The 13,585-nt window shown below is 76.5% G+C and carries 12 protein-coding genes; 8 read left to right on the top strand and 4 right to left on the bottom strand.

Annotation, left to right across the window (positions count from 1 at the left end):
- Window positions 1-37 precede the first annotated feature (37 nt).
- The 6 genes from PSD17_RS24110 to PSD17_RS24085 are packed head-to-tail and all read left to right on the top strand — an operon-like array spanning window position 38 to window position 7,764.
- Complete coding sequence (locus PSD17_RS24110) at window positions 38-1,471, top strand: efflux RND transporter periplasmic adaptor subunit (RefSeq protein ID WP_339124635.1); 1,434 nt, start codon at window positions 38-40, stop codon at window positions 1,469-1,471.
- Window positions 1,468-2,196, top strand: a complete 729-nt coding sequence (locus PSD17_RS24105; protein ID WP_013676571.1) for an ABC transporter ATP-binding protein — start codon at window positions 1,468-1,470, stop codon at window positions 2,194-2,196. The genes PSD17_RS24110 and PSD17_RS24105 overlap by 4 nt, the downstream gene beginning before the upstream one ends.
- Window positions 2,193-3,425, top strand: a complete 1,233-nt coding sequence (locus PSD17_RS24100; RefSeq protein ID WP_339124634.1) for an ABC transporter permease — start codon at window positions 2,193-2,195, stop codon at window positions 3,423-3,425. The genes PSD17_RS24105 and PSD17_RS24100 overlap by 4 nt, the downstream gene beginning before the upstream one ends.
- Window positions 3,425-5,758, top strand: coding sequence for an HlyD family efflux transporter periplasmic adaptor subunit (locus tag PSD17_RS24095; protein ID WP_339124633.1), 2,334 nt, complete (start codon window positions 3,425-3,427; stop codon window positions 5,756-5,758). Before PSD17_RS24100 ends, PSD17_RS24095 begins: the two co-directional genes overlap by 1 nt.
- A 10-nt stretch (window positions 5,759-5,768) precedes the next feature.
- Window positions 5,769-6,938: a radical SAM family heme chaperone HemW gene (hemW, locus tag PSD17_RS24090; RefSeq protein ID WP_339124631.1), complete on the top strand. Its 1,170-nt coding sequence runs from the start codon at window positions 5,769-5,771 to the stop codon at window positions 6,936-6,938.
- Between the two features lie 28 nt (window positions 6,939-6,966).
- Entirely contained in the window at window positions 6,967-7,764 is a 798-nt protein-coding gene (locus PSD17_RS24085; RefSeq protein WP_339124630.1) for an esterase/lipase family protein, read from the top strand.
- 17 nt (window positions 7,765-7,781) lie between these two features.
- Here PSD17_RS24085 and PSD17_RS24080 read toward each other — a convergent pair whose 3' ends face one another.
- The 4 genes from PSD17_RS24080 to PSD17_RS24065 all read right to left on the bottom strand — a co-directional run bounded on the left by PSD17_RS24080 (window position 7,782) and on the right by PSD17_RS24065 (window position 11,176).
- Entirely contained in the window at window positions 7,782-8,612 is an 831-nt protein-coding gene (locus tag PSD17_RS24080) for an ABC transporter permease (protein WP_013676566.1), read from the bottom strand.
- The gene (locus PSD17_RS24075) at window positions 8,609-9,541 is read right to left on the bottom strand and encodes an ABC transporter ATP-binding protein (protein WP_379652768.1); all 933 of its coding nucleotides are present in this window, start codon (window positions 9,539-9,541) and stop codon (window positions 8,609-8,611) included. Before PSD17_RS24075 ends, PSD17_RS24080 begins: the two co-directional genes overlap by 4 nt.
- Before the next feature lie 11 nt (window positions 9,542-9,552).
- Window positions 9,553-10,680, bottom strand: coding sequence for a hypothetical protein (locus PSD17_RS24070; RefSeq protein ID WP_339124626.1), 1,128 nt, complete (start codon window positions 10,678-10,680; stop codon window positions 9,553-9,555).
- Window positions 10,681-10,750: 70 nt separating this feature from the next.
- A complete protein-coding gene (locus tag PSD17_RS24065) occupies window positions 10,751-11,176 on the bottom strand; it encodes a hypothetical protein (protein ID WP_339124624.1) in 426 nt (141 codons plus the stop codon).
- Window positions 11,177-11,310: 134 nt separating this feature from the next.
- Between PSD17_RS24065 and hrcA the strand changes: the two genes are divergently transcribed.
- Together hrcA and dnaJ are read left to right on the top strand one after the other, a co-directional pair.
- Window positions 11,311-12,330: a heat-inducible transcriptional repressor HrcA gene (gene hrcA / locus PSD17_RS24060; RefSeq protein ID WP_041762075.1), complete on the top strand. Its 1,020-nt coding sequence runs from the start codon at window positions 11,311-11,313 to the stop codon at window positions 12,328-12,330.
- Window positions 12,331-12,432: 102 nt separating this feature from the next.
- Window positions 12,433-13,584 (top strand): molecular chaperone DnaJ, encoded by a 1,152-nt coding sequence (gene dnaJ, locus PSD17_RS24055; RefSeq protein ID WP_339124621.1) that lies wholly within the window; start codon window positions 12,433-12,435, stop codon window positions 13,582-13,584.
- Window position 13,585 lies beyond the last annotated feature (1 nt).

Raw genomic sequence — 13,585 nt, 5'->3', positions numbered from 1 at the left:
CGGCCTGGATTGGGTGTGCGAGCGGTGGGAGTTCGAGTTGGCCGAGTCACCCGTCGAGGAGACGGCGCCCGGTGTCGCCGGTGCGGCGGACACGGCGCCGATCGGGGCCGGGCCGGCAGCGGGCGGGTCGCCACCGGGGGCCGGTGCGGCCCGGCGGCGGGCGCTCGCGCCGCGGTCCTGGTCGCGTCGGGTGCGCTGGATCGTCGTCGCGGCGGTCGTGGTCGTCGTCGTGGGCGTGGTGCTGGCGGTGACGCTGCCGGGCTCGTCGGCGGGCCCGGCACCCACGCTGGTGCGGGCCCAGGTGGGGACGCTGCGCACGACCGTCGGCGCCACGGGCACGATCGCGCCCGCACAGCGCGCCGACCTCGACTTCGGCGTCTCCGGGCAGGTGACGTCGGTGTCGGTGACCGTGGGCCAGCAGGTCGCCGCGGGGGCCACCCTCGCGACGGTCGACTCCGCCGGCCTGCCCGGACAGGTCGCCCAGGCGAACGCGAGCGTCGCGAGCGCGCAGGCGAAGGTTGACGCCGACTCCGGGGCGAGCGCCGCCCAGCGCAACGCCGACGCCGCCGCCCTGTCCGCGGCCCAGGCCCAGCTCGCCGTGGCCCGGCGCAACCTGTCCCAGGCGACGCTGACCGCACCCTTCGCCGGGACGGTCGCGGCCGTGAACGTCACGGCCGGGCAGCAGGTCTCCGGCGGCGGGTCGGCAGGCGGGTCGTCGGGAGGGTCATCCGGTACCGGATCGGCGGTGGGGGGCGGTGGCGGCGCCGGGGCGGGCGGCGGGTCGTCCGCGGCCGGGTCCTCGTCCGCGACGGCGGACGTCGTCGTGATCAGCACCGGGACGTTCGTCGTGAACGCGACCGTCGACGACACCGAGGTCGCCTCGCTCAAGGCCGGGCAGAGCGCGCAGGTCGTCCCGACGGGCACCACCACGCCCGTGGCGGCCACGGTCTCGACGGTCGGGCTCGTCGCGTCGTCCAGCTCCGGGGTGGCGAGCTACCCCGTGACGCTGACGGTGACCGGCGACGCGTCGAGCCTCCGGGCCGGTGAGACCGCGCAGGTCACGATCACCACGTCGCAGACCGACGGCGCGCTGCTCGTGCCGTCCGCCGCGGTGCGCGGGTCCGGCGCGAACGCGTCGGTGCTCGTCGACTCCGCCGGCTCGGAGAAGACCGTCCCGGTGCAGGTCGGTGCGACCGACGGCGCCCGCACCCAGATCCTCTCCGGGATCACGGCCGGGACCGAGGTCGTCGTGCCCACCGGGACGCCGGGCGCGACGGCCGGCCGCGGGGGCGGGGGCTTCGGCGGGTTCGGCGGCGGCGCCGGGTTCGGCGGCCGCGGTGGCGGTGGTGGCGGCGGCGGTGGCGGCGGCGGCCGCTTCGGCGGCGGCGGTGCCGGGGGCGGCGGCGGTGCCGGGGGCGGCGGCGGTGCAGGGGGCGGCGGCCCGCGCCCGGTCGTGGGCGGTGGCTCGTGACCACCGCCGCAGGCTCCCCGCCCGGCCGCGCCGAGGCCCTCATCGAGCTCGTCGGCGTCGGCAAGACCTATCGCAGCGGCCCACTCGAGGTCGACGCCCTGCGCGGGGTGGACCTGCGCATCGACGAGGGCGAGTACGTCGCGATCATGGGACCGTCGGGCTCCGGGAAGTCGACGTTGATGCACGTACTGGGCTGCCTCGACGTCGCCTCGACCGGCAGCTACCGGCTGGCGGGCGCCGACGTCGGGCAGATGGACGAGGAGGAGCTCGCCGCCGTCCGCAACCGGCGCATCGGGTTCGTCTTCCAGCAGTTCAACCTGCTGTCGTCGATGCCGGCGTGGCGCAACGTCGAGCTGCCGCTCAGCTACGCCGGCGTCGCGCGCGCCGAGCGCAGGGACCGGGCCCTCGCGGCACTGGCCCGGGTCGGCCTCGCCGCGCGCGCCGAACACCGTCCCGGTGAGCTCTCCGGCGGCCAGCAGCAACGCGTCGCGATCGCGCGGGCCCTGGTCACCGAACCCGCCCTGCTGCTGGCCGACGAGCCGACGGGCAACCTCGACTCCGCCGCGACCACCGACGTGCTCGCGCTGCTCGCCGAGCTCAACGCGCTCGGCCGCACCGTCGTGCTGATCACGCACGAGGAGGACGTCGCCGCGGCGGCCTCGCGCGTCGTGCGGATCCTGGACGGGGAGATCCACTCCGACACCGGTGCGGGGGTCGCCGCGTGAACTGGCGCGAGACCATCCGGACCGGCTGGGACGCCGTCCGGTCCCACCGGCTCCGGTCGGGACTGACGATGCTGGGCATCCTCATCGGCATCGCGGCCGTGATGCTCACCGTCGGGCTCGGCCAGGGCGCACAGCGGACCGTGACGTCGCAGATCAACGCGCTGGGCAGCAACCTGCTCGTCGTCACCCCGGGGAGCACGACCGGGGCGAACGGGCTGCGCGGCGGTGCCGGGAGCGCCTCCACCTTGACCCTCGCCGACGCCACCGCGCTCGCCTCCCACGACGTCGCGCCCGACGTCGCCGCCGTCGCGCCGACCGTCCAGCGCTCCGAGGCGCTCACCGCCGGCACGGCGAACTGGACGACGACCGTCGTCGGGACGACGCCCGAGTACGCGGGCGTCCGCGCCCGGACCGTCGCCGAGGGCCGCTTCCTCACCACGGACGACGTCACCGCGCACTCGCCCGTCGTCGTGCTCGGGTCGGTGACCGCGTCGGAGCTGTTCGGCGGCGGGCAGGCCGTCGGGCGGACGGTGAACGTCGCCGGGGTGCCGATGACCGTCGTCGGGGTGCTCGCGTCCGCGGGGTCGTCGGCCGCGACGAACCAGGACGACCAGGCGATCCTGCCCTTCACCACGGCCGCCGACCGGATCATCGGCGGCTCGGCGCGCACCGCGGTGCAGGCCATCTACCTGCAGGCGGCGTCGAACGAGGTCCTGCCCGGCGCCTACCAGGAGGCCGACGCCGAGCTGACGGCGCTGCACCGGATCACCGACCCGGCCGACGCCGACTTCACCATCACCAGCCAGCAGTCGATCCTCGACACGGCCAACGCCATCACCGGCGCCCTGACCGCCGTGCTCGGCGGCATCGCCGCGATCTCGCTGCTGGTCGGCGGCATCGGGGTCATGAACATCATGCTGGTGTCGGTCACCGAACGGATCCGCGAGATCGGCCTGCGCAAGGCCCTCGGCGCGACGCCGTCGGTGATCCGCCGGCAGTTCCTCGTCGAGGCCGGGGTGCTGGGGCTCGCGGGCGGCGTCGCCGGCGCGATCCTCGGCGGCCTCGCCGCCTTCCTGCTCTCCCACGCCATCGGACAGCCGATCGTCGTGTCCGTGCCGGTGACGATCGGCGCGATCGTCGTCGCGATCGCGATCGGGCTGGTGTTCGGCGTGTACCCCGCGAGCCGTGCTGCACGGCTCGCCCCCATCGACGCACTGCGGAGCGAGTGATGACCGCTGCCCTGGGCAGGACCGGGGTCCGCCGCCGGGTCTGGATCGCCGCCGCGGCGGTGACCGTCCTGGTCGTCGCGCTCGTGATCACGGGCGTGGCGAACGCGAGCGACTCGGGCGACTACCGGACCGCCGTCGCCCGCACCGGAGACGTCGCCGCCACGCTGGACGCCGCCGGGACCGTCACGCCCACGTCCGAGGCCGATCTCTCCTTCCCGATCTCCGGGCAGGTCACGACGGTCCCGGTGACGGTCGGGCAGCAGGTCGGCGCGGGCGCGGTGCTCGCGACGCTCGACACGACGTCGCTCGACGCGCAGGTCGCGCAGGCCCGCTCGCAGCTCGCGGCGGCGCAGGCGCGGCTCGCCGCGGACCGGTCGGGCCAGGCGTCGGCGGCGGGCGCCGGTGGTGCGGTCCCGGCCTCGTACGTCGTGTCCACCGAGCCGGCCGGCGTCGGGGCCGGAGCCGTGCCGTCGGCGGACCTCGGTCCGGTCGACGGCGTACCTCCCGGTGCCGTCCGGGTGACCGCGGTCGCGGCGGCCGACGTCGTCCCCGCCGCGGCGCCGGGCGGCATCCCCGCCGCGCAGACCGCCGTCCTGGCCGACCAGCGCAAGGCCGATGAGCTGCTCGCGGTCGCCCAGCGGGACCTCACCGTGTCGACCACCGCCTGCGCGCCGGTGCTGGCGCCGGGCTTCACCGCGGTCACCCCGGCGACCGGGACGACCGCCCCGACGACGACCGTCCCGACGACGACCGTCCCGACGACCGTCCCGACGACCGCCCCGACGACAGCGCCGACGACTGCGGCCCCGGCGACGACGGCTCGTCCCACCACGGCTCCGAGGACCGCGCCGTCGTCGTCGAGGGGCGCGCACGCGTCGGACGCGGTGTTCACGACGGGCACGTCCGGCGTCGTCGACGCGTCGGCGGCCTCGGGGCCCGCGGCACTGCTCGTGACCTGCCAGGCCGCGATCAGGACGGTCATGGCCGACCAGCAGGCCGTCGCCGCCGCTCAGAAGACCCTCGCGTCCGACGAGGCCGCGCTCGACGCCGCCCTCGCGGCCGTCGCTCCGGGTTCGGGCTCCGGCACGGGCGGCTCCGGGACGGGCGGCTCCGGGACGGGCGGCCCCGGCACGGGCGGCTCGGGCACGGGCGGCACCGGGACGGGCGGCTCGGGGACGGGCGGCTCGGGGCCCGGCGGGCCCCGGACCGGCGGGTCCGGCGGGTCCGCCGGGTCCGGGACCGGTGGCACCGGGACCGGGGGGCCGGGCGCGGGCGGGACCGGCGGACCCGGGGGACCGGGCGCGGGCGGGACGGGCGCGGGTGCCGGGGGTGCAGGTGGAACCGGCGCGGGCTCCGGCGGTGCCCCGGGAGCGGGCGGAGCGGGCGGGGCGGCGGGTGCGGGCGGACCGGGCGGTGCTTCCGGAGCCGGCGCTGCTTCCGGAGCCGGCGCTGCCGGTGCCGGGGGCGGCAACGGTGCGGCCGGTCACGGTGCGGGCGGTGCGGGCGGTGCGGCGGCCGCGAACCGCGGCGTCGCCGGGATCCAGGCCTTCGCCGGTGCGGGTGCCAGGGCCGGGGGCGCGGGCTCGGGCGGTGGCCGGACGACCGTCGTCACCGCGGCCCAGCTCGCCGCCGACCAGGCCCAGGTCGACGCCGACTCGGCCGCGCTGACGACCGCGCAGCAGAACCTCGACCAGGCCCAGCTCGTCGCCCCGATCGCGGGGACGGTCGCGGCGGTGAACCTCACCGTCGGCCAGCAGGTCGGCGGGGGCACGGGCGCGGCGCAGGTCGTCGTGCTCGGCCAGGGCGCCGACGACGTGACCGTCCAGGTCCCGGAGAGCTCGATCGGCAGCGTGCACGTCGGCGACAGGGCGACCGTCGTGTCCGACGGCTCGGCCCAGCCGATCACGGGTTCGGTGGCCTCGGTCGGCCTGCTGCCCGGCGGCACGGGTTCTCCTGTCACCTACCCCGTGACGATCGCGCTCACGGGCACGCCGCCGGCCCTGCCCGCCGGCTCGGGCGCGACGGTGACCCTCACCGTGGCGTCGGCGACCGCGGTGCTCACCGTCCCGACCTCGGCGGTGCACACCGGCCCGGCCGGCAGCACGGTCGAGGTGCTGCGCGGCGGCAAGCCGGTGGCGGTGCCGGTGCGGATCGGCGCGTCCGGCGCGACGTCGACCCAGATCCTCTCGGGCGTCGGTCAGGGCGACCAGGTCGTGCTCGCCGACCTGTCGCAGCCGCTGCCCACCGGCGGCGCCCCCGGTCTGCGGACGCTGGGCGGTGGTGGAGGCGGTGGTGGAGGCGGCGGAGGTGGCGGCCCCCGATCCGGCGGCTAACCTCGACGGAGTGCCCGACCCAGAGGTCCCGACGCCGTTCGGCGTGTACGTCCACGTGCCGTTCTGCGCGTCACGCTGCGGGTACTGCGACTTCAACACCTACACCGCCGACGAGCTCGCCGACTCCGGCGCGTCTCCCGACGGCTGGCTCGAGGCGGTGCGCCGCGAGCTCGCAGGGGCGGCGGCGGTGGTGGGGGACCGGCGGGTCGACACGGTGTTCGTCGGGGGCGGCACCCCGTCGCTGATCGGAGCGCAGCGTCTCGGCGCCGTGCTCGACGCCGTACGCGCCGAGTTCGGCCTGGCCGAGGGCGCCGAGGTGACGACGGAGTCCAACCCGGAGTCGACGTCACCGGAGTTCTTCGCCGGGCTGGTCGACGCCGGCTACACGCGGGTGTCGCTGGGCATGCAGTCGGCCGCGCCGCACGTGCTGGCGGTCCTCGACCGGCGGCACACCCCGGGCCGCGCCGTCGCCGCCGCCCGGGAGGCCCGCGCCGCGGGGATCGGGCACGTCAACCTCGACCTCATCTACGCCACGCCCGGCGAGACCGACGACGACCTGCGCGCCTCCCTCGACGCCGTGCTCTCCGCCGAGGTCGACCACGTCTCGGCGTATTCGCTGATCGTCGAGGACGGCACGGCGCTGGCGCGACGGGTCCGCCGAGGCGAGCTCCCCGCCCCGGACGACGACGTCGCCGCCGCGCGCTACGAGATCCTCGACGACACCCTGTCGGAGGCGGGTCTGCGCTGGTACGAGGTGTCCAACTGGGCGCGCGACGACGCCGCCGCGTGCCGGCACAACCTCGGCTACTGGCTCGACGGCGACTGGTGGGGCGCCGGACCCGGAGCCCACTCGCACCTGGCCGGGCGGCGCTGGTGGAACGTCAAGCACCCGGCCCGCTACGCCGCGATGCTGGCCGCCGGTGAGGCACCGGAGGCGGGGCACGAGGTGCTCGGCCCCGAGGAGCGGGCGACCGAGCGGGTCATGCTGCGGCTGCGGCTCGCGACGGGCCTGCCGCTCGACCTGCTCGACGCCCCCGGCCGGGCCGCCGCGGGTCGCGCGGCCGCCGAGGGCCTGCTCGACGGCGCGGCCCTGGAGACCGGACGCGCGGTGCTGACCCGCCGCGGCCGCCTGCTGGCCGACCGCGTCGTCACCGACCTGCTCACCGCGGTCCCGGTATGAACCGACGGCACGTGCCGGGGACGTCGGGGTGAGCCCGCGGCGCAGGGTGCTGGTCGCGGTGCTGGTGCTCGTGCTGGTCGTGGTGGGCGTCGTCGTCGGCATCAGGGCGGCCGGGGGCCCCGGTGAACCGACGGCGGGCAGCCGACCCGCGCAGGACCGCCCCGGCACGGTGCTGCTGGTCCCCGGCTACGGTGGCAGCCGCACGTCACTGCTGGCCCTGGCGCGCAGGATCGAGGCGACCGGCCGGCAGGCGCAGGTGCTCACCCTCGTCGGCGACGGCACGGGCGACCTGTCCGCGCAGGTCACCGTGCTGAACGCCGCGGTCGATGCGGCGCTGGCGGCGGGCGCGCCGTCGGTCGACGTCGTGGGCTACTCGGCGGGCGGGGTCGTCACGGGCCTCTGGCTCGCCCGCGACGACGGCGCCACCAGGGCCCGCCGGGTCGTGACGCTGGGCGCCCCGCTGCACGGCACGACCCTGGCGACGGCCGGCGTCTCGCTCGCCCCCGACGCCTGCCCGACCGCGTGCCGCCAGCTCGTCCCCGGCTCGCCCGAGCTCACCGAGATCGAGAAGGCGGACGTGGGGTCGCAGGTGCCGTGGCTGTCGCTGTGGACGACCGACGACGACACCGTCACCCCGCCGGACTCGGCGCGGCTCGCGGGCGCGCTGGACACCTCGGTCCAGGCGGTCTGCCCGGGCGCGCGGGTCACGCACTCGGGCCTGCCCACCGACCCGGTCGTCACCGGCGCCGTCCTGCGCGCACTGGGCACCGGCCCGTTGACGGTGCCCGGCCCGGCGGACTGCGCGACCCTCCGCGCGGCGGGCTGACCAGCGCCCACGACCTTCTAGCTGGTCACGTCCTTCGTCGTGAAGTTGGCCCACGCCGCCCCGAACGCGACGACGATCCAGCCCAGCTGCACCTCCACACCCGTCCGGACGGCGTCGAGCAGCGGCGGGTCGCGGAAGAGGTCGATCCACGCGAGCCAGTGCTGGGTCGGCAGGAAGGTGCGGACGGCCTCGGCGGCGTCGAGCGGCTGCAACGCCGCGCTCGTCACGACGACCGCGAGCACCCCGAGCGCGGCGGCCAGCGGCGAGTCGGTGAGCGTGGAGAAGAAGATGCCGACGGCTCCGAGGGTCAGCATGCACAGCGCGAGGTAGCCGACCGTGCCCGCCGTGCGGCCGACGAGCTGCAGCGGCGTCAGCGTGGCCCCCGACAGCGACGTGATCGTCCCCGCACCGCCGATCTCCGCGCCCGGTCCGACACCGAACGCCAGCACGCCGACCACGTACGACGTCACCGTCACGAACACGACCGCGAGCAGGGTGAACGCCGCGACCGACACGAGCTTCGCGACGAGCAGCCGCAGCCGCCCGACGGGCCGGACGAGCAGGTAGCGCAGCATCCCCGCGGACGCCTCGCCCGCGACCGCGTCACCCGAGACGATCGCGACGGTGATCGGCAGGAACACCGGCAGCACCAGGGCCAACGCCGCCGCCGGGAAGAGCTGGCCGTCCGAGAGCACGGCCGACAGGAACGCGCCGCCGCTGCCGGGCGGCGGCGCGAGCCGGGTCGTGGCGAGCAGGACGGCGACGACGGTCGGCAGCAGGCACAGCAGCGCCCAGCACAGCCACACCCGGCGGCGGCGCAGCATGAGGGCGAGTTCGGTACCGATCATGCGTGGCGCCCCGTCCCGGGTCCCCGTCCGTCGAACCGGTCGGAGCCGCTGCCGGTGACCTCCAGGACGACCTCCTCGAGCGTGCGCCGTTCCCGGTCGAGCGCGTCGACCGGGACCCCGGCCCCGACGAGCATCGCGTTGAGCTCGGCCGGATCGTCGCCGCGCACGGTGAGCATCCCGCCGTCGTGCGCCTCGACCCGCCCGTCGAGCAGCGCGAGCGCGGCGCCGGGATCGGGGGTGCGGACCCGGATCCGGCCGGTGGGGGCGCGCAGGGCGTCCAGGTCGTCGGCGAGGACGAGACGGCCCGCGTCCATCACCCCGACCCGGGTGCAGAGCACCTCGACCTCGGCGAGCAGGTGGCTCGACAGCACGACGGTGGTGCCCGCCTCGTTGAGGGCGACGAGCAGGTCGCGGATCTCGTGGATCCCGCGCGGGTCGAGGCCGTTGGTCGGCTCGTCGAGCAGGAGCAGCCGCGGCGCGCGCAGCAGGGCCGCGGCGATGCCGAGCCGCTGGCGCATGCCCAGCGAGTACGCGCGGACCGGCCGTCGGTCGATGCCGCCGAGCCCGACCCGCTCCAGCGCGTCGGCCACCCGTGCGCGCCGGGTCCGACGGCGGCCCCCGGGTCCGGCCGCGTCGAGCAGCCGCAGGTTCGCCCGCCCCGAGAGGTGCCCCCACGCCGCCGGGCCCTCGACGAGGGCGCCGACCTGCGGCAGCACCGTCGACGCCCGGCGTGGCATCGGCTCCCCGAGCACGGTCGCGCCGCCGGACGTGGCGTGCACGAGCCCGAGCAGCATCCGCACCAGCGTGGTCTTGCCGGACCCGTTGGGCCCCAGCAGCCCGAACCGCACCCCGGCGGGCACGTCGAGGTCGACGTGGTCGACGGCCACGACGCGGCCGAAACGCTTGGTCAGCCCGGCGGTGCTGATCACAGGAGGTCCGCTCACCGGGGCTGTCCTGCCAGCTCGGTGACGGCCCGGGCGAGCACGTCGGGGGAGACGGTGCCGACGAGCAGCGCCCCGCGCCGCCCACCCGCGCGGACCGCGACCGACAGCAGCGGCGTCGACACCCCGACCGCGCGTCCCGTCGGGACCTCGATCGGCACGGCCCCCGCACCCGAGGCACCCTGCACCGCCTGCGCGGCGACGCGCCCGGTCAGCGGGACGAGCACGAACCCGGACAGCCCGGGGCCGTACACGCCGACGCCGGGCAGGTCGGGGTAGCGGGGCCTGCGGTCGCGGTCCGCCAGCCGCGCGGGCGGGGCGGCGGCGCCGAGCACCCGCAGCGCGCCGGTGAGGTCGACGGCCCGCACCTCGGCGGCGGTGCCGCCCGGCGGCAGGACCGGGGTGAGCACGTCGTCGGCGGGCGCGGTGAGGTCGACCGAGGTCAGCTCGCTGATCAGGACCGGCCTGCCGGGGTCGGCACGGCCCGCGACCTCGACGCGCAGCGGCAGCCCGGTGGGCGCGTCGGCCCAGACGTCGACGTGCGCGACGGTCGTGTCCGGATCGACGGGGGTCACGCGGAGGCCCGCGGCCGACCGGCCGGCGACGCGGCGCGCCGGCAGCGCGGTGACGGGGTCGGCGGCCGCGGCCGCGAGGATGCGCCGGGCGAGGTCGGGCGGGAGCAGGTCCGCGGCCCGTGGCAGCCGCAGCGACGTGCTGCCGGTGACCCGGGTCAGCCGCCCGGAGCCGAAGTCCCACAACGTCTCGGTGTCGCCGAGGTGGTAGGTGTCGCGCTCGCCCGCGGGCGTGAGCTCGTCGACGCGCCAGCGGTCGGGGCCGGCGTGGAACGCGCGGATGCGGGTGGTCCGGGTGAACAGCGCCGTCGCCTGCTCCAGCTGCGGCAGCTCGGGCAGCCCGAGCCGGCCGGACGCCTCGGCGACCCCGGTGTAGGGCCGGCCGGCCGACGCCAGGACCAGGTCCCGCAGGGCCGCGGGGCCGGGGGCGCTCGTCGCACCGGCGGGCCAGGCCACCGACCCGGCCGCGACCAGTGCCGCGGCCCCGGCGCCGACGAGCAGCGCCCGCCGGCTCAGCGCCGGCCGGCCCGGGGTGCGGGAGCTCGCGGGGACCACGACAACCGACGCTGCCACAGCAGGCGTCGGAACGGGGTGAACGTCCGGTGACGTCGGCGGCCCGGCGACGTCAGCGGCCGAGGTAGGCCCGTCCGCGCGGCGAGAGGCGGTAGCCGACGGGCAGGCTCTCGGTCAGCCCCAGCTCCTTGAGCTTGCGGACGTCGCGCTTGAACGGCAGCGTCTCGCGGCCCATCCGCGCGGCCAGGTCGGGCGCCCGGACCTCGGGGTTCTCGGCGATCAACGTCAGGGTCCGGGCGGTCCACGGCCCGTGTGCCGACGCCCGGTCCAGCCGCGCGAGCCGCGCGTCGAGGGCGGCGCGGGCGTCGTCGTCGGTGAGCGTCTCGGAGTCGACGGCCTCGACGCCCGTCACCTCCAGCACCCCGACGGCCGTCCGCAGCCGCGACCCCGGCTTGACCCGGGGTCGGTCCCACCGCCGGTAGGCGCGGGTGACCCGGCCGTCGACGACGGCGTCGAGCACGGGGCGGCGCAGCAGCACGGCGCTCAGTCTGCCGCGGTGCCGTGGGCGGCGTCACTGTCGTGGTGCCGCCCGTCGGGAGAGGCGGCGAACCGCGCGGGAACACCTAGACTGAGAGGAGAGAACGGGCGTGTCGACAGCCGGGGGAGGTCGCGGTGAACGCCGAGGAACGGCGGTTCGCGGTGTTGCAGGCCATCGTCGCCGACTACGTCTCCACGCAGGAGCCCGTCGCGTCGCGCACGATCGTCGAGCGGCACAACCTCGGCGTGTCGAGCGCGACCGTCCGCAACGACATGGCCGTCCTCGAGGAGGACGGGCTCATCGCCCAGCCGCACACCAGCGCAGGCCGGATCCCGACCGACAAGGGCTACCGCCTGTTCGTCGACCGCATCGCCGACGTCAAACCGCTGTCCTCGGCCGAGCGCCGCGCGGTGCAGACGTTCCTCGACGGCGCCGTCGACCTCGACGACGTGCTGCGTCGCAGCGTCCGGCTGCTCGCCCAGCTCACCCGGCAGGTCGCCGTCGTGCAGTACCCGACGCTCACCCGCTCGACCGTGCGGCACGTCGAGATCGTCTCGCTGACCCCGGCCCGGGTGATGCTCGTGCTGATCACCGACTCCGGGCGCGTCGACCAGCGTGTCGTCGACCTCGGCGACGTGGTGTCCGACGACGACATCGCCGCCGTGCGCGGCCATCTCAACGCCGCGCTCGTCGGTCATCGGCTGGCCGCGGCGTCGGCCGCCGTCGCCGAGCTGCCCGACAAGGTGCCCGGCGAGCTGCGCGAGGTCGTCATCACGCTGTCGACGGTGCTCATCGAGACACTCGTCGAGCATCCCGAGGAGCGCATCGTCCTGGGCGGCACCGCCAACCTGACGCGCAACGTCGCCGACTTCCCCGGCTCGCTGCGCCAGGTGCTGGAGGCGCTGGAGGAGCAGGTCGTCGTCCTCAAGCTGCTGGCCGCGGCGCAGGACCCCGGGCTGGTCACCGTCCGCATCGGCGAGGAGAACGAGGTCGAGGACCTGCGCGGTGCCTCCGTCGTCTCCATCGGCTACGGAGCGGGGACGGTACTGGGCGGCATGGGTGTGCTGGGTCCGACACGAATGGACTACCCCGGCACGATCGCGGCGGTGCATGCCGTCGCCCGTTACGTGGGTGACATCCTGTCGGGGCGCTGACGTCCCGGGGTTGAGCCCGTCCGGCTCGACTTCCATGACACGTACTCTGTAACCGACTCACATCTGCGACTCGTCGAGCGAAGGACCATGGGGAACGCAAGGGTGGCACGCGACTACTACGGGATCCTCGGCCTCGAGCCGGGCGCCGGTCCCGACGAGATCAAGCGGGCGTACCGCAAGCTCGCTCGGGAGCTGCATCCCGACGTCAACCCCGACGCCGCTGCGCAGGAGCGATTCCGCGAGGTCAGCACCGCCTACGAGGTCCTCACCGACCCGGAGAAGCGACGCATCGTCGATCTCGGGGGCGACCCGCTCGACAACGGCCGCGGCGGTGGCGGCGGCGACCCGTTCGGCGGGGGCTTCGGCTTCGGCGACATCATGGACGCCTTCTTCGGCTCGGCCACGGGCGGGCGGGGCCGCGGCCCGCGCAGCCGCGTCCAGCCGGGTGCCGACGCGCTCATCCGCATGCAGCTGTCGCTGGAGGAGTGCGCGAGCGGCGTCCAGCGCGAGTTGACCGTCGACACGGCCGTGCTCTGCTCCGACTGCAGCGGCTCCGGCTGCGCACCCGGCAGCGAGCCCACCCGGTGCGACATCTGCGGCGGGTCCGGCGAGGTCCAGTCGGTGCAGCGCTCGTTCCTCGGGCAGGTCGTCACGTCGCGGCCCTGCCCCACGTGCCGCGGCTTCGGCGAGGTCATCTCCGAGCCCTGCCGGCAGTGCGCGGGCGACGGTCGGGTCCGCTCCCGGCGCAGCGTGGGCGTCCGGATCCCGGCCGGTGTGGCCGACGGCATGCGCGTGCGGCTGGCCGGGCAGGGCGAGGTCGGCGCGGGCGGTGGCCCGGCGGGCGACCTGTACGTCGAGGTCGAGGAGATCCCGCACGAGGTCTTCACCCGCGACGGGGCCGACCTGCACTGCACGGTCACCCTCCCGATGACCGCGGCGGCGCTGGGCACCACCGTCCCGCTGCCGACGATCGACGGCGTCGAGGAGCTGCACATCGAGCCGGGCACGCAGGCCGGGACCGTCCGCACGCTGCGGGCCAAGGGCATGCCCCGGCTGCGGTCCAACGGCCGCATCGACGGTCAGGGCGACCTGATGGTGCACGTCGACGTCGCCGTCCCCACCAAGCTCGACAAGGAGCAGACCGAGCTGCTGCGCAAGCTGGCCGAGCTGCGCGGCGAGGAGCAGCCGGACCTGGCCGTCGGCGCCCGCAACGGGCACGGCCTGTTCTCCCGGCTGCGCTTCGGCGGCCGCTGAC

This window comes from Pseudonocardia sp. D17 (genome assembly GCF_036984265.1).
Lineage (GTDB): Bacteria > Actinomycetota > Actinomycetes > Mycobacteriales > Pseudonocardiaceae > Pseudonocardia > Pseudonocardia benzenivorans.
Note: the sequence above shows the minus strand (reverse complement) of the source record. Positions and strands in the feature narration are given on the sequence as shown.